Here is a 24,339-nt window from a genome sequence, read left to right as displayed (position 1 = left end):
CCGCGAAGGCTGACTAACAAACGCCAAATGTCTTAAGCCTGCCACACCGAGGCATTCACCAGATTTTTTGGCCGCTCTCCCGCCAACGCCATTAGCAGATTATCCACCGCACACCGCGCCATCGCCTCCCGCGTCTCATGCGTCGCCGACCCCATGTGCGGGGTCGCCACCACGTTGTTCAACGTCAACAGCGGCGAATCCGCCTGCAGCGGCTCACGCTCAAACACATCCAGCCCGGCCGCCCGAATCTGCCCTGACCGCAGCGCCTCGATCAGCGCCGCTTCGTCCACCACCTTGCCCCGGGAAATGTTGATGAAAATACTCTCCGGACGCATCAAGGCGAACGCTTCGGCGCCGATCAACCCTTCGGTTTCAGCCGTCAGCGGCAAGGTCAGGCAAATGAAATCAGCCTGCTGCAAAAGCTCCGTCAGGCTTCGGTACTGCGCACTGAATCGCGCTTCCACGGCTGGTTTCGGCGAATGACTGTGATAAATCACCGGCATACCAAACCCGAAATGCCCGCGCTGAGCCAAGGCTTCACCAATACGGCCCATGCCGATGATGCCCAGCGTCTTGCCATGCACATCGGTGCCGAAATGAACCGGGCCGATGTTGCGCGTCCATTGGCCGTTGCGAACCATGTTCGCCAGTTCCACTACACGCCGGGCGGTCGCCAGAATCAGTGCGAAACCGGTGTCCGCCGTGGTTTCAGTCAGCACATCCGGCGTGTTGCTTAGCAGGATGCGGCGCTCGGTGAGGTAATCGATGTCGTAGTTGTCGACGCCGACCGACACGCTGGCGATGGCTTCAAGGTTCGGCGCCAGGTCCAATAACTGCGCATCCAGTTTCAGACTCGCACCGAGTAGACCATGGGCGCGGGGCAGGGCAGTGCGCAGTTGTGCGAGGCCCTCGGGGGTGAGGTTGTCGATCAGTGTCACCTCGGTCTGCTCATGCAGGCGCGCCATGAGCAGCGGTGAGAGTTTCTTGTACAGCACAACCTGCTTTTTCATCGTCATCATCTCAACTTCAAATCAAGGGTTAGCGGCCGCTGGCCGATGCACGTCGACCTCGGCCACGACGCGGTCACTGGCGCCGGGCTTGAGGAAAATCGTCAGCACCACCGAGAGCATCAACGCGCCGCTCATCAGCAAGTAAGAAGCGCCGGGCGAGCCGGTGGAGCTGTTCAAGTAGCCGACCAGGTACGAGCCGCCAAACGAACCGAGCGCGCCCATGCTGTTGATCAACGCCATAGCACCGCCCGCCACGTTGGCCGGAAGGATCTCCGGGACGATGGCGAAAAACGGCCCGTACGGCGCATACATGCAGGCGCCGGCAATCACCAACAGCGTGTAGGACCACCAGAAATGTTCAGCGCCCAACGCGTAAGAGCCGTAGAACGCAATGGAGGCAATCAGCAGCGGCGGCCAGACGAAACGTTTGCGCTTCTGCAATTTGTCCGAGCCCCAGGACACCAGCAGCATGCCGATCACGGCGGCCAGATACGGCAGCGCCGAGAGCCAGCCGGCCTCGATCATGTCCATCTGCGCGCCAGCCTTGAGGATCGACGGCAACCACAGCACGAAGCCGTAGACACCAATGCTCCAGCAGAAAAACTGCAAGGCCAGGATGATGACTTTCGGTGAGCGAAAGGCTTCGGCGTAGTTCTTCACCGCTTTGATCCCGACCTGTTCGGCGGCGAGGGCGCTTTGCAGATCCTGCTTCTCTTGGTCGGTCAGCCATTTGGCCTCGGCCGGCCGGTCATCGGCCAGGCGCCACCAGATAAACGCCCACAGCACCGCCGGCAACCCTTCGATGATGAACATCCAGCGCCAGCTGAAATGCTGCACCAGATAGCCCGACACCACCGACATCCAGAGCATGGTCACCGGGTTGCCGAGGATCAGGAATGTGTTGGCGCGCGAGCGTTCGGCACGGGTGAACCAGTGGCACAGGTACACCAGCATCGCGGGCATCACAGCGGCTTCGACCACGCCGAGCATGAAGCGGATGACGACCAGCCAGTAGGCGTTGGAGACGATCCCGGTCAGCGTCGCGAGCCCGCCCCAGAGAATCAGGCTGACGAAAATCAGCTTCTTGACGCTGTGTTTCTGGGCATAGATTGCGCCCGGCACCTGGAAGAAAAAGTAGCCGAGGAAGAACAGTGCGCCGAGCATCGACGACAGGCCCGGCGTGATCATCAGGTCGGCGGCCATGCCGGAGGCGGCGGCGAAGCCATAGTTGGCGCGGTCCAGATACGCCAGGCTGTAAGTGATGAACACGATGGGCATGATGTACCACCAGCGGCGGGTGGCGAGTGAGGCGGTTTTCATGGGTGGTGCTCCTGAGCTTGTTGTTTTTGTCGCAGCAGGTAGTTACATCTTCAGTGTTTGTGCGGGCCTCTTCGCGAGCAAGCCCGCTCCCACATTTGAATCTGTGTCGTACACAGAATGGGAGGGCAAATCCGATTGAATGTGGGAGCGGGCTTGCTCGCGAACGGCGGCTTCAAACTCGGCAAACATCTCGGCTCGGGTCGGCAACCCTTCCATATCGCCCCGACTCTGCACCGCTCGACTGCCAATCCAGTTGGCACGACGCACCGCATCGGCGACGCTGTGATTTTCCAGCAACGCGCTGATCATCCCGACCGCAAAGCCATCGCCAGCGCCGACCGTATCCACCACGGTTTGCACCGGTACGCCCGCGACAAACCCCTGATCCAGTGGCGTGCGGTAATACGCCCCGTGCGGGCCGAGTTTGATCGCCACCGCTTCTGCACCCTGATCGAGGTAAAAAGCCGCAATATCCGCCGGGTCTTCAAATCCGGTCAGCAAACGGCCTTCACTCAACCCGGGTAGCACCCAATGGGCAAGGGCGGCGAGGCGGTTGATTTCGGTAATCATCAGTTGTTCGCTGGCCCACAGGCTTGGGCGCAGGTTTGGGTCGAACGACACGCTACGTCCGGCATTGCGCATGCGGGTCATCAGTTCGAAGGCCATTTCCCGGGCAGTCGCAGACAGCGCCGGTGGAATGCCGGTGGCGTGCAAGTGCCGGGCGTTGAGCAATGGCGGGGAGATCGATTGCACCGACAAGTGACTGGCGGCCGAACTTCGACGGAAATACTCGACGGCGGGATCGCTGCCATCGTCAGTACGGGACTTGAGCTGAAAACCGGTCGGGTGCGCCGGGTCGATGGCGACGTTGCTGCAATCCAGGCCTTCTTTTTCCAGTGTGTCGATGACAAACCGGCCCAGCGAATCAGCACCCACCCGGCTCAACCACGCCACGTTGAAACCCAGCCGTGACAGGCCAATCGCAACATTGCTGTCGGCCCCGGCAATGCGCTTGTGGAACTGGCTCACGTCGGCTAGATCACCGTTCTGCTCGGCGACGAACATCGCCATGGTTTCGCCGAACGACAGAATATCGAACTCAGGCATGAGCGCTCTCCAGGCGGGATTGACCGAGGCGGGCGAGGGTGGCGACGTGTTCGGTGGTCAATTGCACCAGGTCATCGCCTTGCAGCGGATACTCCGCCGCCCGCATAACGCCTTGGGCCATGTGCCGCAGCAGTTGTTCCCACTCCTGCACGTCATTGGCGGTTGGCGGGATCGCGACCAATTTTCCGTCGGCACGGCGGGTCACGGCTTTGCAGTGCAAGTAACCGACATGCCGGCCAAGCAATCGGGCGGCGCTGGCGGCGGATTGGTCCTGCCAGTGCCAGTTACCAATGTCGAAGGTCATTTTGATCGGCAGGTTGTGTTGCTCCACTTCGCCGAAAAAGCGCTGAAACGGTTCGATACGGCCGCCGTGCAACGTCTGGTCGTTTTCCACCAGCAGTTGCACCGGGCTCTGGGCCAGCACGCGGTTCAGGGCCTGCAAGTCATTGTTATCGGTGAAATAGCCCAGCGACACTTTCAGCCATTTGGCGCCGAACGCCTGGGCGCGTTCAAGGGTGACGCGCAGCTCAGGATTGGGTTTCGACTGACCGGCCAGCCACAGCTCCATCGGCGAAGAGTAGATACTTTCCATGCCTTGGGAGTGTGTGTCCTCGGCCAGTTGCCGTGAGTCTTCATCGGTCAGCAACTCTTCACGCCATTCAATGCGTGTGGCGCCGGCAGCAGCCAAGACGTCGATAAAACTGCCTTGGCCGCGTTGGCGGACGAGGTCGGCGCCGTAGCTCGACAGGCTGATGGAAACAGGTGGTTTATTCATTGTTCTGCACCTCTGAAACCGGTTTCATTTTTGTTCAAAAAAAGGGCTGTCTTGAGTGTTGTGTTGTTCTTAAGGGCCTCTTCGCGAGCAAGCCCGCTCCCACAGGGATCTGTGGCGTACACAAAACCAATGTGGGAGCGGGCTTGCTCGCGAAGAGGCCGGAACATTCACCGCAAATCCCCCAGAGTCGACCCACGCACAATCAACCGCGCCGAAAAATCCATCGTCCGCACCGCCCCGACATCCCCACGCAACCGCTTGAGCAAACACTCAAACGCACTCGCGCCTATCTCCGCCGTCGGCTGAGCCAGCGCTGTGATGCCGCTGCCCACCAACGGATACCAATCCAGGTCATCCAGCGCGATCACCCCGATGTCCTCAAATAGATTGCACTGCAATTCACGCAACGAATGCGTACTGGCCAGCGCCGCAATGCCATTGGCACAAAACAACGCTTTTGGGCCAGCACCGGGTGTGTTCAGGAAGGTTTTCAGCTGTGAGGTCAGATCGTTGCCGGTCTCAACTACCGCGCCGGTTAAAGCAGCGCGTTGCGCGATCTGCGCCTTGAAACTGCTGACCCGTTCAATCCGCGAACTGGTGCCGTCAAACGGTTCCGTCACCATCAGCACCTCGCGATAACCGCGCTCCTGCAAATGGGCGAGGGCCATTTCAACGGCGGCCGGGTTGTCCAGCCCGACCAGATCACTCTCAAGCTGCTCGACCTTGCGATCCACCAGCACCATCGGCATTTCCCGATGCAACTCGCGCAGCTCATCGCGGTGATGACCCAGGGTGTTCACGATCAAGCCTTCGATGTTGTACGAGCGCAGCAACGCCAGGTGCTGACGTTCCTGCTCGTCATCGCGATCGGTATTGCACACCACCAGGCTGTAGCCGTGTTGACGGCAGGCGGTTTCCACCCCGTGCATCACGGCAATCGAATAAGGGTTGCGGATATCGGCCACCAGCATGCCGATCAGGCGAGTGCGCCCGCGTTTCAAGCCGCGGGCCATCTGGTTGGGGCGATAGCCGAGTTCGGCAATCGCCTGCTCGATGCGCAAGGCAATGGCGTCTGAGAGCAAGGCGCGGTCATCGCCGATGAAGCGCGAGACGCTGGCCTTGGAGACACCGGCGTGTTCGGCGACGTCGAGCATGGTGACGCGGCTGCGTTGGGCGGCGGAGAAGTCGTTCACGTCTGGCACCTTGTTGTTGGATTTTTCAGGTGTACAGCGATGGCATGCTGAAACCGGTTTCATAAGGCATCAAACAGGGGGGCTGCGTCAATACGTCACGGTCCTCCGCACACAGGGATGACATGGTAAATCCGACGAGCGGCAACTAAACCTGTCAGATCTGACAGTAGCCAATAAAACATCGCCGGTTCTTAATCGGTACCAAAGGTTGTGGGTTTTCAAATGCATGGGCTTACCTGCCAACGCCATCTGCGGAGGAGTTTCAAAATGTCTCGGGTTAATCAATCAACAGAAGAGGCTTTACGCAAGATGGCTGGTTCATTGGCAGATCCGATCACCGTAGATGGTGTAACTGATGTTAATGGCCTCATTCCCTTGCCAATTCTGGCTAGTGGTACCGTGGCTCGAATAACACGCTGGGCTGAAACATCGTTTGATGACCATCTCGAAGTGTTTTGGTTTCAGGGGGGCGCGGAGACTTCTATCTTTGAGGACGACTATCCGACAGGGATTGTCCCCTCCGAAATTGAAGTACCGATTACTCCAGCACGGATGGCCATAGATGGCACTGCGTTTCTCTATTACATCGTCACTGCGTTCGGGATGCAGGATCCATCACCACGCAAACAATTGATTATCGATCACACCCAAGCGCCTGAGGAAATGCTCGAGGAAGCCGACTTCCTTAATTTGACCCTGTGGGGTTATTACAACTGTTTTACCGTGCCTCCTTTGACATCGGGTGTTGATATAGCCATTGCACCGCAGCCTTTGGCGCTTGAAGGTGACCAATTCTCTCTTCACTTTCAAGGTTATCGATCCCTTAACGGATCCCCTGGCGAAGGTGACGTTGACGTAGTTCCCGAGGCCGTTGAGACGTTTACAAAAAGATTAACTGATGACGAAATAAAAAAAGGCTTTATTCAACATTTGCCTTTTGCTCCTTGCATAAAGGCGCTGATTAATAATGACTCGCTCACTGCAATATATACCATTGCCCGTGGAGGGCGAATATTTGGAAGATCTCGCGCAGCGTTGGCAAAGATAGACAGGATTATCGCGGGACATGAAAAGCCTTGCTATTCGCCATGAATCATTCCGCTGTTTTTTTAATGTGTAGCAGGACTACATCTTTGAACCAAAGGTCGTGAGTCAATCAAATGTAAAACTTTGCTGCATTGGTCCGTGCTTTAAACGTTGGCCTTCAAGGGCGGCTAAGTAGTATTCGGGCTGATGGAGCGCGTCAAGCCATTTGGCTTAATGTGAAAAAGGAGAGTGCAAATGTCTGTTAAAGAGAATGCCGAAAACGAAATGCCGCGTAAAAAAACCCGTATTGGACTGTACGCCGATCCGCCAGAGATTGTCGGTATGATACCAGGCGATGGCCGAATCCGGTTGGTTGAGTTGAATAAGCCTACAATCAAAGTCACGCTAATGGAACTCAAAGAAGGTTTGTTTGGTGGCGGCGTTGCAAGGGTAATGGGTAACAGGGTCGGGGAAGTTGAAAAAGAACTTGGGAAAGTTGATATTCCAGAAGATTTCTCAGACTTTTTTCCCGTCAATATCGATGTGCCTAATAGTCTGATTCCGGATGATCCGGATATTCCAGGACCAACGGAGTATTACTGTCGGTTCCATATTGAGGACGGACTTGGAATCGAAGATAGTTCAACTCCAATGAAGTTCTTTGTCGACAAAAATCCACCTTATTATGTAAAAAAACCATTCAGCAGGACACCTCCGCCCTTCGCGACCTTTGCGAATCAGGATATTGCTGGGGGAGAGGCAATTGACGACGCCTGGGCTGCTAAATACCCCGACGGATTGGTAGTCAATATCCCCATCAACTATCCCAACCGGGCAGCGAATGATGAAATCATTTTCTGCATCGCTAATCGATCTGGCACGACCACGAGCATGCCCGAATATTATCGAGGCGTTGTTACGGCTACAGCTGATCCGGCGGTAGGAGAATTCAAAATACCTCTCGCCAAACTGAAAACTCTTCCTAACGGAGGTTTGTACCATCGATATAGGTTGCATGACGCACCACAAAACATATCCCAGGACTCTGTCATTGCCGGCGCACCCACACTGCCGATCAAGTTTTTGCCGCCTCCCGTGCTCAAACCATTACGAGTGCCGGCGGCCGGCCCCAATCATACAGAGGCGATCAGTCTTGGTACGTTTTTACCTGCCGGCAAAGAAATTTTCTGCGAGTTTGACTACCCCGACAATGGCGATCCGAAGGATCTTGTAACCATTACAGTCAGAGGCGATACAGATAAAGTGCTGGGAAGCAGAGAGCTAGGCGCGTCTGCCACCAAGTTTGAAATGAAGCTTACTTACGAAATTCTGGATGAAGTTACGACAGGCGCCACAGCGGAGAAGACTGTAGAAATCGAATATTCATTAAAACGTGGCGCGGATCCTGCCATCCCTTACATTCCGCCAACGACAATATTCGTCAACTTCGTATTCCCGGGGGTACCACCTGATACGTTGCCTGAACTGGATAACGATAATTTGCTGCCGGTTGAAGTTCACGGGCGCGCGGGGGGCGGGGACAAGAATCACCTTACTACCCTGGACATCGGCCAACCGGTTCGCTTCACCGCTACCAGATGGACCGGCGCCCCCGATCTACTTGAAGATGCATTAGTGACTTTCTATTGGGACGGCGAACCAGTCGGAACGGCAGAAATGAAAAATACTGATGCCACCGTCTTTGCAGATGTGGCGTATGAGTTGATTTTCCCCGCCGGACTGGGAGATATCGAGGCTTACTACACCCTCGAATATCCCGGCAATCCTAACGTAATGCGTCAAGTGCCTGCCGTCGAAGTGTTAGTCGAAACATTCGAGATCAACCTGGATCCCCACAAAGGTCCATTTATCGAGCTGGGTGGTAAGCGATATATCACCTGCAAGACGATGGTGCCTCGGACTGTAGACGAGGGGGTAGTGGCCGTACCGCCGCTTAAAGTGTCGGCACCCGGTGGCCATCGAGATCTGCCGGTCGGAAGGGACGTCACCATGCAAATGCTCGCCTGGAAAAACGAAGCTGCCACCGATCCGATCGCCGACGTGACTTTCACAAAAACTGAAAAGATGCCGGTAGGTGGAGGCGATCTTGTATTTGATATGGAATATCTACTCTTCAAGACAATACAACAAGCGACACCGCCCACTAACCCAGTCACTTTTTATTACGCGCAGATATGGTACGAAATCAAACTTGGTGGAACGACGTTCGAATCGGATAAGGAGATGCATCCTGTAAGGGTTCGCAACAGCAGTCTTCAATATTGCGAGGAGTTGGGCGCAGGCAGTGAGGGTTAACGAGTGAAGGGGCACCCAATCAATAGGGCTGTGAAGTTTATATTGATTGGGTGTGATTTTTCCTACGAATTCTTACGATGAGAACCATCAAGGATGGAGGCTGAAGCCTAATTCCTCTAGATCTTCAGATTAGTCCTACAGAGAAGTAAGGGCTGCGCCTGTAATCTTCGGCGCGCTTTCCACATTGATTGTTCGACGCTGGATTTTGTTCCCTCTTTGGCGGAGGACTTTACTAAGGGCTACTGGCATGCTTACTACACCATCTTTCAATTTCGACTTATTAGGCAAGCGAATGGGAATACCTTCCTTTACGCTGGTGATGTTGTCTGTCTCTGTGGCTAACGCCGGGGTTTTGAATCCAGATGAAATCCGCACGATTGATGGCACCATACCGTTTCAATCCTGGACATTGAACACGCGCTCAGAACTGACGGCCAATGATGCCCATACGGGAGATATCGGAGCAGTGAGTGCGACGCTTCTGGTCAATGGAGGAAGTAACCAACAGATTGCTCTTGAACGACTGTCGGTCATGGCAATGACCGGTGGGACGGTTGCAAACACGTCGGGTTCCGGGGCTGCGATCCGTCTTGCGAGCAGTCGTGCCGAACTCACAAACAGCAACGTGACGAGCAATGCTACAGGTCTGATTTTGACACGTAACATTCAGGATCAATCCGGTTCCAGCGTAATGCTGCGCGGCAGCACCGTGACGGCGACCAATATCGGTGCGCAGGTCAACGGTCTTGGTGTACTCAGTCTGCAGAACAGCGCCATCCGTGCTACTGGCGCGACTTCTGACGGTGTCAGGCTCATGAATGGATCAGTCTCTGCCACACAAAGCTCGATCATCGGCGGCGATGTGGGCTTGCGCATTGGAAGCGAGCCTGGCCGAGAGGAAGTCTCATCTGTCGTCCTGGATAACGCACTGATCAAAGGGGAAACCGGCGCTGCGATTTCCACCCGTTTGTTGAACTTGCAAGGGGCGAAAGCCGACATCCACGTGCTCAACGGTTCCAGGCTGGAAGGTGGTAACGGCAATATCCTCGAGGTACAGAACGGGGCAACGGTGGGGCTGACCATTGATAACAGTTCGGTGACGGGTAACGTGGTGGTCGACGCCGGTAGTACCGCGATGACCCGATTGCAAAATCACGCCAGATTGAATGGCGATTTGCAGAACGTCTCTCAGGTCGTGCTGGATGGCCAAAGTGTAATGACCGGCAATGTGCTTGCTCAGGCCGGCACTGATGCACAAGTTGCGATCGATAATGGCGCCATTCTCAATGGAAATGTGAGCGGTCTGACCAGTCTGTCGCTCGACCATGGTTCTTCCATGTCAGGCGATGTACTGACCGCCACTACCGTCTCGGTGGATCATGGCGCCACGCTGACTGGTCAAATTGAAGGTTCCTCTGATGTCCATATCAGGAACAGTGGCCAATGGATGACAACCGGCAATAGCGCAGTACGAAACCTGGCGCTTGATGCGGGTGTTGTCCGTTTGGGGGGTGAAGACGCGTTCCACCAACTGGATGTCGAGAACTTGTCTGGCAACGGCACTTTCATCATGCACACGGACGTGGACACCAACCGTACCGACTTCCTGAATGTCACGAAGAGTGCCAGTGGTGAACACACACTTCAGGTAACGGCGCGCGGCACCAATCCAGAGAGTTCCGACCTGGTGAAAATAGGCAACATCGCCGGTGGGGGTGGAAGCTTCGCTCTGGATAGGCTGGTAGATGCCGGTTCACGCACCTACGGATTGCTGCGGGACGGTGAGGGACTGTTCCTTCAACCCAACCAGACTGTCAGTACCTCCACCAATACCGTCCTGGCGATTGCAGGCAGCGCGTCAAGCATCCTCAGTGGCGAAATGACCACGCTCAACAGTCGACTGGGTGATCGTCGTCTTGGCAGCGGTGGAAACCCGTCGGCGATGGCTCGAAGCGATGCTTCGATAAAAAACCTCAGCAACAGTGTATGGATGCGCACCTATAGCAACCAGTACAACGTTTCCAATGCCTACGGCGGCGGATACACCCAGTACCAGAGTGGTTTCGCACTAGGCGCCGATACCCAGGCGCAACTCGGTGGTCAACAATGGCTGATCGGCGCATTTGTGGGGGATGGACGCACCGAAATAGATCTCAAGAACGGCTCTTCGGCGACAGTGCGCAGCCTCAATGGGGGTGTCTATGGCACATTGCTCGACGTTGCCAGTGGCATGTACGTGGACGTAGTAGGCAAGGTCAACCAATTTGACAACAAAGCCAAGGTCACAATGAGTGATGGCACCCGCAGCAAAGGTCACTATAAAAACCTTGGCGTCAGTGCAACGGTGGAAGTTGGCAAACATATTCGCTTCGATAAGGGCGTTTTTATTGAGCCGTTTGCTCAAGCCGGTCTGGCTGCAGTGGAAGGCAAGCAATATCGTCTGGATAATGGCCTGGAAGTCGATGCCGAGGCGGCGCGGTCACTGTTGGCTAAAGTAGGGGTGTCCGCTGGTCGTGAGTTCGCTCTCGATAATGGCAGCATATTGCAACCAAGGATGCGCGTAGCATTAGGGCGTGAGTTCGTGAAAAACAGTGATGTGCAGGTCAATGACGATGATTTTGAAAGCAGCCCTTCCGATACCAGTGTTGAATATACTGTTGGGATGAACTGGACCCCTGCGCAGAAGAACTGGCAGCTTTATGGTGAAGTGGGAGGAAGTAAAGGTGAAGCTATCGATCTGAGCTGGAACGCCAGTGTGGGTTTAAGCTACTACTTTTAAAGACTGGTATATATGCTGAACTTAAAATACCCCGAATAAACTCGGGGTATTTTTTTGTGTGTTTCGATCTGTCATGGAAGTAACATGTCGAAACTGCCGTCAATGTCCAGTTCTGTATCGTGATTGTCATCCTCGACCTTGACCTTGAACGTAGCGGCCACAGCGTTGGATTCATGGGACTCGAATAGTTCGATAGTGCCTTCAATCCCTTTGTAGACATTGATGTCGCTGCCGGCTTCACTAATGTACTCAACGTGCACCGGGTTCTCAGCATCTGTTAATCGGTAAGTCTTGTATTCCAGGGATTTCGGTAGAATGATCCGGATTTCCCTGTAGCTTAAATCGGGTTCTCGCTGAGTAGCTGCAAAAATATAATGATTCTCAAACGGAGGGGGTAAGTTGTCGTCTCTTACCTCTTTTTGGTTGGCATCAAACGGAGTCTTATCGATGTTTCCGATGAAGTAGGGTACGTCGAGATGTAGTCGAATACTGGCTTTCATGATTTAAGTCCTCTATGCAAGTTTGAGGTATCCAAGACCTCGTTGGCGGTCTTACTTATGGATAAGCCATCAAAGCGCATCACATGCCCCGTGTAAACTGTCATACCTGACAGTTTACACGGGGCATGAACTGTGATTTTTTAGTTTATTGTTTTGGTCAGAGATAAACAGGTTTTCGAGCTGATTTCATGTGGAGGGAGCCTCCGTGATCAGCGCCCCAGCCCATGTCGACGCCAACAATAGAAAGCCCATGAACCGATTGAAGTTTATTTGCGCCCGGTCACTTCCGATAAGTCGGGCGCTACCCACCCCGAGGCCCCCCCATACCCCCAGACAGGGTAGTGCGACTAACAGAAAACCCAGGCTCAAACACATCACATGAAGCAAATGATCCTCACCGGTAGTACTGAATACACCAACAACCGCCATGGCCATCATCCAGGTCTTGGGGTTTATCCATTGCAGGCACGCCGCTGCCCAGAAACCTGCACGACGTGGACTATCAAGGGAAAGTTGATTGAAGGAATGAGGAGGTGAATGAAAGATCTGCCACGCCAGATAGCTCAATCCGATGACCCCGAGCCCCTTCATTACCGCTGGCAGCAAGGCGTACTGGTTCAAACTCTCGCCGAATCCACAACCCACCAATAACACCATGCTCGCAGCACTGATGCTGGCGCCAAAGATAATCGGCAGCACGGCCTTGAATCCATAGCGCGCGCTATGGCTTAGCACCAGAATATTTGTGGGCCCGGGGGTAATCGAAGCGACAAAAGCGAAGCACAAAAATGGCAGCAGGGTATTCAACGATAGCAACACGAGAGACTCCAGGATCAAATCGAAAAATCGATCGTTACAGCTCCGGAGTCAACGGTCTGGAAGGTTTGAGCAGCGCTTGCGGTACATCGCCGGCGTCAACCCGTAAGCCCGGACGAACCAGCGTCCCAAGTGACTTTGATCGGCAAACCCCAACTCCATCGCCACCGCCGCAGGTTGTTCGCCACGGGCCAGCAGTCTCCGGGCGGTTGCGAGGCGCAATTGCACCAGATAGGCGTGCGGCGCCAGGCCATACGCAGCCTTGAATGCTCGGGTCAGACGGAAGCGGTCGATGCCTGTAGCAGCGGAGAGTTGGTCAAGGCCTATATCGTATTGAGCGTTGGCGTGCAGATACTCCCGAGCCCTCTGCGCCACCAGTGGCAGGCGCGGATCCTCGCCATAGCGGTCGCGCCAGTGCAGGTGGCTGGTCAGGCGTTCGAGCAAGCCGTCGAGTGCGGTCTGGCGGACGATTTTCAGTTCGCCACCATGCAAGGTTTGAAACGCCAGACTGGTGGCAACCGCCAACCGTGCGTCGCTGGCCAATGTGTTGGCGAAACTCAATTGACTGTTGTCCGGCGCATTTTCGAACACCGCGCTCAGTTCCCGCTGCAACCACTGCGGGTCGAGGTAGAGCATGCGATAGGTGAAGCCATCCTCTGTCGGCGCTTCGCCGTCGTGGATGTCGCCCGGCTCCAGCAGAAACACCTTGCCCGGCGTGCTCTGATGTTTTGTGCGGCGGCAATTGAATTGCTGGACACCTTGTTCGGTCACACCCACCAGATAACTGTCATGCCAGTGCGGATCATAGGCATGGCCTTCGAAATGCGCGCGCAAGGTCTCGATGCCGGTGTCGGCGTCCTGGGCCAGATCGATCCAGTTGTGAGTGGTCATGCTGCACCTGTGAGACGGATTGCCGACCTATTTAACGCGCCCATCGGGTTGGGTGGCTAGAACGTTTGTGCAGCGACTAACCGAACAGTCCCGCGGCAATGTTGATCGAGAACCCGAGAATCGCCGTGTTGAACAAAAAGCCGATCAGTGATTGCGCCAGCACGACTTTGCGAATGCCCCGTGTCGCCACGCCTACATCCGAAGTCTGCACCGCCACGCCGATGGTGAACGAGAAATACAGGAAGTCCCAGTAATTGGGGGTTTCCAGCCCTTCGGCAAAGCGCAGCGCAAGGTCTTTACCGTCCCAGGTGTAGAAAAGACGTGCGTAGTGCACGCTGAAAATAACCCCGATCAAAAGCCATGAGCCGATAACCGTTAGCGCGGTAAAGCCGTAATGCAGCAGCTTGCGACTGGTATCCAGGTCTTTGCTGCCGGCGAGTTCGAAGGTGATGGTCGCGAGGCTGGCAATGGCGGCGATGCACACCACGAACAGCACCAGCCCGGCGTTTTCATCTTCGACTTCGGCAATGCGCTTCACGTCCGGGGCTTTGGCGCGCGTGGCCAGCCACAGCATCAGGATCAGGTACGTCCAGACCCCGACATTCCAGCCGATGAGAATTTTGCTGATGACCGAATCGGCTGGAGCCAGAATGCCTGCCGCGACGCCAAGGAGGGCGGCGGCGGACAGGCGAGGGTGGGTGCGAGCGAGGAAGGGCATGGAGACTCACGGTCAGGGGCTTTGCAGCACCATAGCCTTGCCGTGAGTGGTGCATCAAGCGCTGCCTTTCAGGTCAATCAAGGGCAGGTCAACAGCGTCAAGGGGTTTGAGGATTACTGTCGAACGTGAAAACTCCGTTTTTAAACGTAATTCGCCTCCCGTTGGAGGCTTCTTCACTGATGAATTCCAGGCGGCCCTTGAACAAACCATGCGATGAACCATTCGCGGGCACTTCCTCAACCACCAGTTTGCCGCTTTTTGCTGGATAGACTGCCGCTCCCGGATACATTTCGAGGTAACTGACGAAGATTTCATCCTTGAATAAGGCCAGGTCATAAGTGCCAGGTCCGAGGTCGCGTGCAAATAAGATATTGACTATATCCAGCGAGCGGTTGGGTACACCATCGGAATAGTTCTGGGACCAGGCCCACCAATGTGGAACCTTCAGGCCTACCTCCGGATTCCCGGGGCGTGCTGCGAGCTGAAATTGATTGGCTGCGTATTCCTTATACGCGCCGCCCTCAAGTGTCGCCGTGAAGGTGCCGGTAGCCTCCGCCTTTGAAGTTGCCCGGACTTCGTCAAAGTCTTTCATATCCACCGAGCCGTTACTGACGACAAGCTCCTTGTTTTCTGGAAGGCGGGCGGTGAAATTGAAAGTACCCGTTACAGTTTGTTGCTTGGTATTGATCGTTACAATTATTTTGCCCGAATAAGCCGGAGAAGGCGCCCAGCCAGCACCCTGAACATCGATCCAGGTTGCCTTGGCGGTAGTAAGGTTTGAGTAGTCACTGTCAATGGAATACTCCTTGTTCGTTACATCCCCCTCGACGGGTATCCGTAGGAAGATCAAGAAGCTTTGCCAGTCGTCTTTTACATCAGCTGAATTTGCGACCCAAAAATTATACATAGGGTCACGGTAAAGATTCGCTTGCTTGACTCCACGAAACTTTGATCCGTCACTCAAGTCCGCGGTGATAGTGCCCGTGGTGGTGATTTCCATATGCGCTCCTGAACCGGTAGGGAAGACGTAATTGCCGTACGGCAGGAAACAGCATATGTATTTGATCTCGCCTCGGAAACTGTCAGATATAGCAGGTGTAAGCGCCCTGTTTCTTATAACCATAGTGGTTTTTTTGCTGGCTGAGTCCAGACTTGTGTTCAGCGGGTGAACACTATTGTTGTCACCCGCGTGGGCGGTATTCACCCTTTATTCATGCGCTTCACCCATTTCATCACCACCACAAAAAACACCGGCACAAACACCACTGCCAATGTTGCCGTGATCATTCCGCCAATCACCCCGGTGCCAATCGCTTGTTGGCTCGCCGAGCTGGCTCCGGTGGCAATCGCCAACGGCACCACGCCAAGGATGAAGGCCAGTGAAGTCATCACAATCGGTCGCAAGCGCAAGCGGGCCGCTTGCAAGGTCGCGTCGACCAGGTCGTGCCCCTCGTCATACAGGCTCTTGGCGAACTCGATGATCAGGATGGCGTTCTTCGCCGACAGGCCGATGATGGTGATCAAGCCGACTTTGAAGAACACGTCGTTGGGCATCCCGCGAAAGGTCACGGCCAGTACGGCACCGAGAACACCCAGCGGCACCACCAGCAACACCGACGTTGGAATCGACCAGCTCTCATACAGCGCCGCCAGACACAGGAACACGATCAGCAGCGACAGCCCGAGCAGAATCGGTGCCTGACTGCCGGACAAGCGTTCCTGTAACGACAACCCGGTCCATTCCTGGCCCAATCCCGCCGGCCCTTGTGCTACCAGCCGCTCGATTTCCGCCATGGCTTCACCGGTGCTGTGACCCGGCGACGGTTCGCCTGAAATGGCAATCGCCGGGTAGCCGTTATACCGCGTCAGTTGCGCCGGGCCTTGGGTCCATTTGGCCTGGACGAAGGCCGACAAGGGCACCATTTTTCCGTTGGTATTGCGTACGTGCATCTTCAGCAGATCAGCCACCTGACTGCGTTGATCGCCTTCGGCCTGCACCACCACCCGCTGCATCCGCCCCTGATTGGGGAAGTCGTTGATGTACGCCGAACCGACGGCGGTGGACAGTACATTGCCGATGTCGGCAAAGGACACGCCCAGCGCGTTGGCTTGCTTGCGGTCGACTTCCAGTTGCACTTGCGGCGCCTCGGCCAAGGCACTTTCGCGCACGTTCATCAGGATCGGGCTCTTCTCGGCAGCGGCGAGCAGTTCGCTGCGCGCCTGCATCAGCGTGGCATGACCAAGGCCGCCACGGTCCTGCAAACGGAACTCGAAACCGCTGGACGTACCGAGACCGTCAACCGGTGGCGGCAGAACCGAGAACACCACAGCATCCTTGATCTGGCTCAGAGCAACGTTGGCTCGGTCGGCAATCGAGCTCGCCGAATCGTCGCTGCTGCGCTCGGACCAATCCTTGAGCGTGGCAAACGACAGCGCGGCGTTCTGCCCGCTACCGGAAAAACTGAAGCCGAGAATGATCGTGCTGTCGCCAATCCCCGGTTCGGTGGCGTTGTGCGCTTCAATCTGCTCAACCACCTGCACCGTACGGTTCTTGCTCGCGCCCGGTGGCAGCTGAATGTCGGTGATGGTGTAACCCTGATCCTCGACCGGCAGGAACGAGGAGGGCAGACGACTGAAACACACGCCCAGACCGATCAGCAGCACGCCATAGATCAGCAGATATCGACCGGTGCGTTTCAGCGCGTAGGCGACCCAGCCTTGATAGCGCTCGGTCAAGCGCTCGAAGCCACGGTTGAACCAACCAAAGAAGCCACTCTTTTCATGATGCTCGCCCTTGGCAATCGGCTTGAGCAGCGTGGCGCACAACGCCGGGGTCAATGTCAGCGCCAGGAACGCCGAGAACAGAATCGAGGTGGCCATCGACAGCGAGAACTGCTGGTAAATCACTCCGACCGAACCCTGCATGAACGCCATCGGAATAAACACCGCCACCAGCACCAGCGTGATGCCGATGATTGCCCCGGTGATCTGCGTCATCGCCTTGCGCGTCGCTTCCTTGGGCGACAGGCCTTCGGTGGCCATAATCCGCTCGACGTTCTCCACCACCACAATGGCGTCGTCCACCAGAATACCGATGGCCAGCACCATGCCGAACATGGTCAGCACGTTGATCGAGAAGCCCAGCGCGAGCATGGTCGCAAAGGTGCCCATCAACGCCACCGGCACCACCAGCGTCGGGATCAGCGTGTAACGGATGTTTTGCAGGAACAGGAACATCACCGCAAACACCAGCAGCATCGCCTCGCCGAGGGTGTAAACCACTTTGGTGATCGAGACTTTGACGAACGGCGAAGTGTCGTAGGGGATTTTGTATTCAACGCCCGCCGGGAAGTAGCGCGCCAGTTCGTCCATCTTCGCCCGCACCAGTGTAGCGGTGCTCAACGCATTGGCGCCCGGCGCCAGTTGCACGCTGACGGCGGTCGACGGTTTGCCATTCAGGCGGGTGGAGAAGTTGTATTCCTGACTGCCGATCTCGACCCTTGCGACGTCGCCAATGCGCACGGTGGAACCGTCGGGATTGGCCTTGAGCACGATGTCGGCAAATTCTTCCGGCGTCGACAATTGGCCCTTCACCAGAATGGTCGCGGTAATTTCCTGGGTGGTGCGGGTCGGCAAATCGCCAATGCTGCCGGCCGAGACCTGGGCGTTTTGCGCGACGATGGCGGCGTTGACGTCGGCCGGGGTCAAGTTGAAGCCGATCAGCTTCTGCGGGTCGATCCAGATACGCATCGCCCGTTCGGCACCGTACAGCTGGGCCTTGCCGACGCCGTCCAGACGCTTGATCTCGTTCATCACGTTGCGCGCCAGGTAATCACTGAGCGCCACGTCGTCGAGCTTGCCGTCGCTGGAGGTCAGGGTGATCAGCAACAGGAAACCGGCGGAGACTTTCTCCACCTGCAAGCCTTGCTGATTGACCGCTTGCGGCAGGCGCGACTCCACCACTTTGAGGCGGTTTTGCACATCGACCTGGGCCATCTCCGGGTTGGTACCCGGCTGGAAAGTGGCTTTGATCGTCGCGCTGCCGAGGCTGCTCTGGGATTCGAAATACAGCAGATGATCGGCGCCGTTGAGCTCTTCCTCGATCAGGCTGACCACGCTCTCGTCCACGGTCTGGGCCGAAGCGCCCGGGTACTGGGCGTAAATTTCAATTTGCGGCGGTGCAACGTCGGGGTATTGCGCCACGGGCAACTGCGGAATGGCCAATGCGCCGGCCAGCAGGATGAACAAGGCAACCACCCAGGCAAACACCGGGCGATCAATAAAGAACTGCGGCATAAAAAGCGTCCTGCTTACTGCCCGGAAACCTGGGCAAGTGGAAGAGGGGTGTTGTCGATCTGGACTTTTTCACCGGGCTTGGCATGTTGCAGGCCTTCGGTGACGATGCGGTCGCCAGGCTTGAGGCCACCGGTGACGATCCAGCGATCATCCTGAACCGCACCCAGTTCAATCGGTTGCAGGCCGACGCGCTGCTCGGGGTCCAACAGCAACACGTGAGCGATGCCGGCGCTGTCACGCTGGATCGCCCGTTGCGGCACGCTGATGCCTTGCTGGTTTACCGCTTGCTCCAGACGCACCCGCACGAAACTGCCGGGCAGCAAGTCGAGGTCCGGGTTGGGGAATTCGCTGCGCAGGATGATCTGGCCAGTGCTCGGATCGACGGTGATGTCGGTGAACAGCAACTTGCCCGGTAGCGGGTAGAGGCTGCCGTCGTCTTGAATCAACGTAGCTTTGGCCTGGCCCTGACCGACTTGCTGCAACTGGCCGGAGCGGAAAGCGCGGCGCAGGTCATTGAGTTCGCGGGTCGACTGGGTCAGGTCGGCATGAATGGGGTTGAGCTGCTGAATCAGCGCCAGTGGCGTGGTTTCGTTCTGCCCGACCAGCGCACCTTCGGTCACCAGCGCACGGCCGACGCGACCGGAAATCGGTGCGGTGACGGTGGCGTAGCCGAGGTTGAGTTTTGCCCGTTCCACGGCGGCTTTGTTGGCGGCGACGTCGGCCGCGGTTTGCCGGACGTTGGCGCGGGCGTTGTCGTAATCCTGGCCGCTGATGGCGTTGCCTTCGATCAACTGGGCATAGCGCTGCTCTTGCAGGCGGGCCTGGAACGCATTGGCCTCGGCCTTGCGCAACGCCGCTTCGGCGCTGTCCAGGTCAGCCTTGAACGGTGCCGGATCGATCCGGAACAGCACATCGCCTTTTTTCACATCGCTGCCTTCGTTGAAGGTGCGTTGCAACACGACGCCGGCGACACGGGCGCGAACCTCGGCGATCCGTGGCGCAGCAATCCGCCCGCTCAATTCGCTGGTGATCGACAGGGGGCGGGCTTCAATGGTTTCGATACGCACGGTGGCCAACGGAGCCTGTTCTTCGGCGGTGGAGGACTTGTCACAGGCGCTCAGCATCAGCGCCAGTGCGAGCAGGCCGAGCGTGGCAAGCAGATTCTTCGACATGGAAATACCCCAATAATGACCACCCGCATCCTACGGGGCGCCGACGAGGGTAGCGGTGAAGCTTTGTTGGTGCTCTGTGAAATTGTGTAAGGGTTTTACTCAGGCGGGGGTTAGGGCGTATATCCTTGGCGACTTGATATTTTTTGCGCAGCTGAGGCCGCCTTCGCGAGCAAGCCCGCTCCCACATTCGACCGCATCCTCCTGGAAGAACTGGGTTTAATGTGTGAGCGGGCTTGCTCGCGAAGAGGCCGGGCCGATCGCCACAGCACTTTCTGGAAACACCCCATGCCCAACATCCTCCTGGTCGAAGACGACTCCGCGCTCTCCGAACTGATCGCCAGCTACCTGGAACGCAACGGCTATTCGGTCAGTGTGATCAGCCGTGGTGACCACGTGCGTGAACGCGCGCGGGTCAATCCGCCGGACCTGGTGATCCTCGACCTGATGCTGCCGGGGCTCGACGGCCTGCAAGTCTGTCGCTTGTTACGGGCCGATTCAGCAACGCTGCCGATCCTGATGCTCACCGCCCGCGACGACAGCCACGACCAAGTCCTGGGACTGGAAATGGGCGCCGATGATTACGTCACCAAACCCTGTGAACCCCGCGTGTTGCTGGCCCGCGTGCGCACGCTATTACGCCGCAGCAGCCTCAGCGAACCGCAGACTGCCAACGATCGCATCCTGATGGGCAACCTGTGCATCGACCTGTCCGAGCGCACCGTGACCTGGCGCGAGCAATTGGTCGAACTGTCCAGCGGTGAATACAATCTGCTGGTGGTGCTGGCCCGTCATGCCGGCGAAGTGCTGAGCCGCGACCAGATCCTGCAACGCCTGCGCGGCATCGAATTCAACGGCACTGACCGTTCGGTGGACGTGGCAATCTCAAAGTTGCGGCGCAAATTCGACGACCACGCGGGCGAGGCGCGCAAGATCAAGACCGTGTGGGGCAAGGGCTATCTGTTCAGCCGTTCCGAGTGGGAATGCTGAGACGATGTTCAGGATTCTGTTTCGCCTCTACCTGGTGACGATCGTCTCGTATAGCGCGGCGATCTACCTGGTGCCTGACGTAGTGATCAAGCTTTTCCATGAGCGCTTTGTCACCTACAACCTCGACTATTCGCGCGGCTTGCAAACCCTCATCGTCAATCAGTTCCACGCCGTGCCCGAAGCGCAGTGGCCGGCGCTGGCGGTCGAGATGGACAAGGACTTTGCGCCGCTGCACATCGCGTTGACGGGCAATGACGATCCCGATTTCACCCTGTACGAACGCGAACGCCTGCAAAGCGGCGAGAACGTGGTGCGCATCGGCGACTGGGGTTGGCGCACGCTGGCCGTGGCACCCCTGAACGAGCAAACGGTGGTGCAGATGATCGTGCCGCCGGATCCGATGGACGTCAGCCTGTTGTACTGGAGTATCAACGTGCTGATCGGGGCGACCATGCTCGCCTGCCTGCTGCTGTGGCTGCGCCCGCACTGGCGCGATCTGGAACGCCTGAAAGGCACCGCCGAACGTTTCGGCAAAGGCCACTTGGGCGAACGCACACGGATTTCCCGGCACTCCAACATCGGCAGTCTGGCCAACGTCTTCGACACCATGGCCGGCGACATTGAAAACCTGCTGAACCAGCAGCGCGACTTACTCAACGCTGTCTCCCATGAATTGCGCACGCCGCTGACCCGCCTGGATTTCGGCCTGGCGCTGGCGCTGTCCGATGATTTGCCCGCGGCCAGTCGCGAGCGTTTGCAAGGGTTGGTCGCGCACATCCGTGAGCTGGATGAATTGGTCCTGGAGTTGCTGTCCTACAGCCGCCTGCAAAACCCGGCGCAAATACCGGAGCAGGTTGAAGTGGCACTGGACGAATTTATCGACAGCATTCTGGGCAGCGTTGATGAAGAATTGGAATCACCACACATCGTGATCGACGTGCTGCTCAATGGGCAACTCGAGCGCTTCACGCTGGACCCGAGATTGACCGCCCGTGCGATCCAGAACCTTTTGCGCAATGCCATGCGCTATTGCGAAAAACGCATTCAAGTCGGCGTGCAGGTGTGTGCGAAGGGCTGTGAAATCTGGGTGGATGACGACGGGATCGGCATTCCGGACGACGAGCGCGAGCGGATCTTCGAGCCGTTTTATCGGCTGGACCGCAGCCGGGATCGGGCCACGGGCGGGTTCGGTTTGGGGTTGGCGATCAGCCGTCGGGCGCTGGAAGCGCAGGGCGGCACGCTAACGGTTGAACCATCACCGCTTGGCGGCGCACGGTTCCGTTTATGGCTGCCCACCCAATCCTGACGACACACTAATTTTGTGGCGAGGGAGCTTGCTCCCGCTCGGCTGCGCAGCAGTCGCAAAACCTGCGACCACGGTGTAATAGGCAGAACGCAAGGGGCCGCTTCGCTGCCCAGCGGGAGCAAGCTCCCTCGCCACAGGGGGGCTGACTCAAGTGCTAAGCCGGGTTCGCAGCAGTTTAGCCATGTCTTCAAGCTCCGCCGCCGGGTTGTGCCCGATCAGCATCCACGCATGTTCCATGTCCGCCCAATACACGACGTTCATGCCGTGCCGCCGCTCATGGGCGAAGTGCCGGCTGCCGCTGTTGGAGAGCGTGACGCACAGCGCCATCGGGCCATTCGCCGGGTCCAGGTAGGTGATCTGGGCAATCGGCACACCATCGTATTCGAGGATTTGCGCGCGCTTGAATTCAGAGCGGGGCAAGACCAGCTTCGCGGGCACAAGGTTCAGGCCCAGGCGCGTATCGATGGAACGCAGCTGCGCCTGTTGGGTGCCTTCATCGCTGGGCAAGTGCTCCAGTGTTTCTGGCACGTAGAGTGACATGTAGTCCGCCACCAACCCGCGCCAATTGTTCTTCTCCTGGCTCAGTTGCCAACCGAGGAACAAACGGTCCGCCACCACGCTGGTGACCACCAACCCGGCCGCGGCCGCCAGAAACCAGCGACGATCCATCGACGGGCGCTCCGGCGAAGGCAAGGTGTCGAGCATGGACTGCATACGATCCATGGGCGCCTGTTGCGCCAGTTGGGCAAAAGCGTCCTTGAACGGCAGGCTGCTGCGGGCCAGCCATTGCAGGCGCAGGTTGAGCGTCGAATCCTCGGCGATGGCCGTGTCGATGCGGGTGCGTTGCTCGGCATCGAGTTGGTCGTCGAGGTAGGCCACCAGTTGCTCGTCCGACGGTGCGGCGCGTTCGTTCATCGACGTTCTCCCGAAGAAGGGTTCGGTACAGCGTGCAGCGGTGGATATTCGGCCAGCTTCACTCGTGCAGCGGCCAGCCGGCTCATGACGGTCCCGACGGGCACTTGCAGCACCTCGGCGACTTCGCGATACGACAAACCTTCGACGTACGCCAAGTACACCGTTTCGCGCTGGGCTTCGGGCAACGCGTCGACACGCCGGATCACTTGAGCCGCGCGCACATGGGTTTGCGCCGCGTGCTCGCCGTCGAACGACAACTGGCTCTCGGCATCAACCAACCCCTGACCCTGGCGCACCCGTCGCGCGCGCACTTCGTTGAGCCAGATCGAATGCAGAATGCTCAGCAGCCAACGGTCCATGCGCGTGCCGGGGACAAACTGCCCGGCACGCTCAAGCGCCCGCACACAGGTGGCCTGCACCAGGTCTTCAGCCACATGCCGTTGCCGGGACAGCAGCAAGCCATAGCGCCACAATCGCGCCAGATGTTGGCCCAGTTCTGCCCGTATTGCCTGATCGCTGGCGATAGCGACCTCCGTCGTTAATTCGATGTCAGGTTTTCGATGAATCGTTTATCGCTTCGGCCAGGTCCTGGTATTCCTCGCACGTGTTGCCGCAAATCGATTTGATGTGTTGCAACTGCTCTTGAGCCAGATCCAGTCGACCTTTGATCACATACGCTTCGCCGAGGTATTCGCGCACTTGCGCATACTGCGGGTCGAGTTTGACCGATTGCAGATAGTAGCCGATGCCTTCGTCGGTGCGCCCCAGTTTACGCGTGGCGTAACCGCGATAGTTCAAGGCTTTGGCCGTGTTCGGTTGTTTCAGCGTGTCGAGCAGGGCCAGGGCTTCTTCATAGCGACCATCCCTGGCTAGACGATAGGCGTAATTGGTGCGGTCGGCATCCGGCACCAGACTGCTGGTTTGCTTGAGGCATTTATTCGATTTGGAGTCGAAGACCTGGCCTTTGGGGCAGTTGGGTTTGGCGGGTTCATTATCGTCACCATGGGCCAGGGCCAAGGAACTGGTCAATGCTGCCGTCAGACAACCGGCGAGCAGCAGCGGGGCGGTGAAAACAGCAAAACGCAGGTTCATGGTCAAGGCTCCAGGGTGTGATCCACGATCGTTCGGGGTGCTGAAACAAGAACACCGCAGCGTGAACAATTATTCATTTCTTTCTGGCGATCATTTCAGGGAAAGCATAAACCTTGGCGC

Annotated in this window: 20 protein-coding genes; 5 read left to right on the top strand and 15 right to left on the bottom strand. The window is 57.2% G+C overall.

Annotated elements, in window-relative coordinates; genetic code table 11:
* Positions 1-32 precede the first annotated feature (32 nt).
* From EAH78_RS21095 to EAH78_RS21075, 5 genes are all read right to left on the bottom strand, one after another.
* Complete coding sequence (locus EAH78_RS21095) at positions 33-1,010, bottom strand: 2-hydroxyacid dehydrogenase (RefSeq protein ID WP_140669262.1); 978 nt, start codon at positions 1,008-1,010, stop codon at positions 33-35.
* A 21-nt stretch (positions 1,011-1,031) separates the two neighbouring features.
* Positions 1,032-2,330 (bottom strand): MFS transporter, encoded by a 1,299-nt coding sequence (locus EAH78_RS21090; RefSeq protein WP_140669261.1) that lies wholly within the window; start codon positions 2,328-2,330, stop codon positions 1,032-1,034.
* A 42-nt stretch (positions 2,331-2,372) separates the two neighbouring features.
* On the bottom strand, positions 2,373-3,437 hold the full coding sequence (locus tag EAH78_RS21085) for a sugar kinase (RefSeq protein WP_140669260.1): 1,065 nt from the start codon (positions 3,435-3,437) through the stop codon (positions 2,373-2,375).
* Positions 3,430-4,212 carry a sugar phosphate isomerase/epimerase family protein gene (locus EAH78_RS21080; RefSeq protein WP_140669259.1) on the bottom strand — a complete coding sequence of 261 codons (783 nt, stop codon included), beginning with the start codon at positions 4,210-4,212 and terminating at the stop codon, positions 3,430-3,432. The genes EAH78_RS21085 and EAH78_RS21080 overlap by 8 nt, the downstream gene beginning before the upstream one ends.
* A 167-nt stretch (positions 4,213-4,379) precedes the next feature.
* On the bottom strand, positions 4,380-5,405 hold the full coding sequence (locus tag EAH78_RS21075; RefSeq protein ID WP_140669258.1) for a LacI family DNA-binding transcriptional regulator: 1,026 nt from the start codon (positions 5,403-5,405) through the stop codon (positions 4,380-4,382).
* A gap of 267 nt (positions 5,406-5,672) precedes the next feature.
* Between EAH78_RS21075 and EAH78_RS21070 the strand changes: the two genes are divergently transcribed.
* The 3 genes from EAH78_RS21070 (at position 5,673) to EAH78_RS21060 (ending at position 11,526) form a co-directional block, all read left to right on the top strand.
* Positions 5,673-6,497, top strand: coding sequence for a hypothetical protein (locus EAH78_RS21070; RefSeq protein WP_140669257.1), 825 nt, complete (start codon positions 5,673-5,675; stop codon positions 6,495-6,497).
* A 189-nt stretch (positions 6,498-6,686) separates the two neighbouring features.
* Positions 6,687-8,747: a hypothetical protein gene (locus tag EAH78_RS21065; RefSeq protein ID WP_140669256.1), complete on the top strand. Its 2,061-nt coding sequence runs from the start codon at positions 6,687-6,689 to the stop codon at positions 8,745-8,747.
* Positions 8,748-8,994: 247 nt separating this feature from the next.
* Positions 8,995-11,526 (top strand): autotransporter outer membrane beta-barrel domain-containing protein, encoded by a 2,532-nt coding sequence (locus EAH78_RS21060; protein ID WP_140669255.1) that lies wholly within the window; start codon positions 8,995-8,997, stop codon positions 11,524-11,526.
* A gap of 71 nt (positions 11,527-11,597) precedes the next feature.
* Here the strand turns inward: EAH78_RS21060 and EAH78_RS21055 are convergent, their stop codons facing one another.
* From EAH78_RS21055 to EAH78_RS21025, 7 genes are all read right to left on the bottom strand, one after another.
* On the bottom strand, positions 11,598-12,026 hold the full coding sequence (locus tag EAH78_RS21055; protein ID WP_140669254.1) for a hypothetical protein: 429 nt from the start codon (positions 12,024-12,026) through the stop codon (positions 11,598-11,600).
* A gap of 186 nt (positions 12,027-12,212) precedes the next feature.
* On the bottom strand, positions 12,213-12,845 hold the full coding sequence (locus tag EAH78_RS21050; protein ID WP_140669253.1) for a LysE family translocator: 633 nt from the start codon (positions 12,843-12,845) through the stop codon (positions 12,213-12,215).
* 48 nt (positions 12,846-12,893) lie between these two features.
* Positions 12,894-13,733: an AraC family transcriptional regulator gene (locus tag EAH78_RS21045; RefSeq protein ID WP_140669252.1), complete on the bottom strand. Its 840-nt coding sequence runs from the start codon at positions 13,731-13,733 to the stop codon at positions 12,894-12,896.
* A 76-nt stretch (positions 13,734-13,809) separates the two neighbouring features.
* Positions 13,810-14,451, bottom strand: a complete 642-nt coding sequence (locus EAH78_RS21040) for a DUF1345 domain-containing protein (protein WP_140669251.1) — start codon at positions 14,449-14,451, stop codon at positions 13,810-13,812.
* A gap of 97 nt (positions 14,452-14,548) precedes the next feature.
* A complete protein-coding gene (locus EAH78_RS21035; RefSeq protein WP_140669250.1) occupies positions 14,549-15,451 on the bottom strand; it encodes a hypothetical protein in 903 nt (300 codons plus the stop codon).
* Between the two features lie 200 nt (positions 15,452-15,651).
* Positions 15,652-18,747 carry an efflux RND transporter permease subunit gene (locus tag EAH78_RS21030; protein ID WP_140669249.1) on the bottom strand — a complete coding sequence of 1,032 codons (3,096 nt, stop codon included), beginning with the start codon at positions 18,745-18,747 and terminating at the stop codon, positions 15,652-15,654.
* 14 nt (positions 18,748-18,761) lie between these two features.
* Positions 18,762-19,919 carry an efflux RND transporter periplasmic adaptor subunit gene (locus tag EAH78_RS21025; RefSeq protein ID WP_140669248.1) on the bottom strand — a complete coding sequence of 386 codons (1,158 nt, stop codon included), beginning with the start codon at positions 19,917-19,919 and terminating at the stop codon, positions 18,762-18,764.
* Positions 19,920-20,204: 285 nt separating this feature from the next.
* Here EAH78_RS21025 and EAH78_RS21020 point away from each other — a divergent pair, with 285 nt between their 5' ends.
* The gene (locus EAH78_RS21020) at positions 20,205-20,906 is read left to right on the top strand and encodes a response regulator transcription factor (RefSeq protein WP_140669247.1); all 702 of its coding nucleotides are present in this window, start codon (positions 20,205-20,207) and stop codon (positions 20,904-20,906) included.
* A 4-nt stretch (positions 20,907-20,910) separates the two neighbouring features.
* Positions 20,911-22,212, top strand: coding sequence for an ATP-binding protein (locus tag EAH78_RS21015; protein WP_140669246.1), 1,302 nt, complete (start codon positions 20,911-20,913; stop codon positions 22,210-22,212).
* 147 nt (positions 22,213-22,359) lie between these two features.
* Here EAH78_RS21015 and EAH78_RS21010 read toward each other — a convergent pair whose 3' ends face one another.
* From EAH78_RS21010 to EAH78_RS21000, 3 genes are read right to left on the bottom strand one after another with little or no spacing between them, the layout of a single operon-like run.
* Positions 22,360-23,127, bottom strand: a complete 768-nt coding sequence (locus EAH78_RS21010; RefSeq protein ID WP_140669245.1) for an anti-sigma factor family protein — start codon at positions 23,125-23,127, stop codon at positions 22,360-22,362.
* Positions 23,124-23,621: an RNA polymerase sigma factor gene (locus tag EAH78_RS21005; RefSeq protein WP_081743930.1), complete on the bottom strand. Its 498-nt coding sequence runs from the start codon at positions 23,619-23,621 to the stop codon at positions 23,124-23,126. The genes EAH78_RS21010 and EAH78_RS21005 overlap by 4 nt, the downstream gene beginning before the upstream one ends.
* 55 nt (positions 23,622-23,676) lie before the next feature.
* A complete protein-coding gene (locus EAH78_RS21000) occupies positions 23,677-24,219 on the bottom strand; it encodes a tetratricopeptide repeat protein (protein ID WP_140669244.1) in 543 nt (180 codons plus the stop codon).
* Between the last annotated feature and the right edge of the window lie 120 nt (positions 24,220-24,339).

The sequence above is a fragment of the Pseudomonas arsenicoxydans genome (assembly GCF_006438915.1).
GTDB lineage: Bacteria > Pseudomonadota > Gammaproteobacteria > Pseudomonadales > Pseudomonadaceae > Aquipseudomonas > Aquipseudomonas arsenicoxydans_A.
Note: the sequence above shows the minus strand (reverse complement) of the source record. Positions and strands in the feature narration are given on the sequence as shown.

What these genes read in the sequence shown, in the direction of transcription:
- EAH78_RS21025 (WP_140669248.1), bottom strand. Translation starts at nt 19,919, where the DNA reads ATGTCGAAGAATCTGCTTGCCACGCTCGGCCTGCTCGCACTGGCGCTG.
- EAH78_RS21085 (WP_140669260.1), bottom strand. Translation starts at nt 3,437, where the DNA reads ATGCCTGAGTTCGATATTCTGTCGTTCGGCGAAACCATGGCGATGTTC.
- EAH78_RS21040 (WP_140669251.1), bottom strand. Translation starts at nt 14,451, where the DNA reads ATGCCCTTCCTCGCTCGCACCCACCCTCGCCTGTCCGCCGCCGCCCTC.
- EAH78_RS21060 (WP_140669255.1), top strand. Translation starts at nt 8,995, where the DNA reads ATGCTTACTACACCATCTTTCAATTTCGACTTATTAGGCAAGCGAATG.
- EAH78_RS21035 (WP_140669250.1), bottom strand. Translation starts at nt 15,451, where the DNA reads ATGGAAATCACCACCACGGGCACTATCACCGCGGACTTGAGTGACGGA.
- EAH78_RS21065 (WP_140669256.1), top strand. Translation starts at nt 6,687, where the DNA reads ATGTCTGTTAAAGAGAATGCCGAAAACGAAATGCCGCGTAAAAAAACC.
- EAH78_RS21030 (WP_140669249.1), bottom strand. Translation starts at nt 18,747, where the DNA reads ATGCCGCAGTTCTTTATTGATCGCCCGGTGTTTGCCTGGGTGGTTGCC.
- EAH78_RS21090 (WP_140669261.1), bottom strand. Translation starts at nt 2,330, where the DNA reads ATGAAAACCGCCTCACTCGCCACCCGCCGCTGGTGGTACATCATGCCC.
- EAH78_RS21070 (WP_140669257.1), top strand. Translation starts at nt 5,673, where the DNA reads ATGTCTCGGGTTAATCAATCAACAGAAGAGGCTTTACGCAAGATGGCT.
- EAH78_RS21095 (WP_140669262.1), bottom strand. Translation starts at nt 1,010, where the DNA reads ATGAAAAAGCAGGTTGTGCTGTACAAGAAACTCTCACCGCTGCTCATG.
- EAH78_RS21045 (WP_140669252.1), bottom strand. Translation starts at nt 13,733, where the DNA reads ATGACCACTCACAACTGGATCGATCTGGCCCAGGACGCCGACACCGGC.
- EAH78_RS21020 (WP_140669247.1), top strand. Translation starts at nt 20,205, where the DNA reads ATGCCCAACATCCTCCTGGTCGAAGACGACTCCGCGCTCTCCGAACTG.
- EAH78_RS21000 (WP_140669244.1), bottom strand. Translation starts at nt 24,219, where the DNA reads ATGAACCTGCGTTTTGCTGTTTTCACCGCCCCGCTGCTGCTCGCCGGT.
- EAH78_RS21055 (WP_140669254.1), bottom strand. Translation starts at nt 12,026, where the DNA reads ATGAAAGCCAGTATTCGACTACATCTCGACGTACCCTACTTCATCGGA.
- EAH78_RS21015 (WP_140669246.1), top strand. Translation starts at nt 20,911, where the DNA reads ATGTTCAGGATTCTGTTTCGCCTCTACCTGGTGACGATCGTCTCGTAT.
- EAH78_RS21080 (WP_140669259.1), bottom strand. Translation starts at nt 4,212, where the DNA reads ATGAATAAACCACCTGTTTCCATCAGCCTGTCGAGCTACGGCGCCGAC.
- EAH78_RS21010 (WP_140669245.1), bottom strand. Translation starts at nt 23,127, where the DNA reads ATGAACGAACGCGCCGCACCGTCGGACGAGCAACTGGTGGCCTACCTC.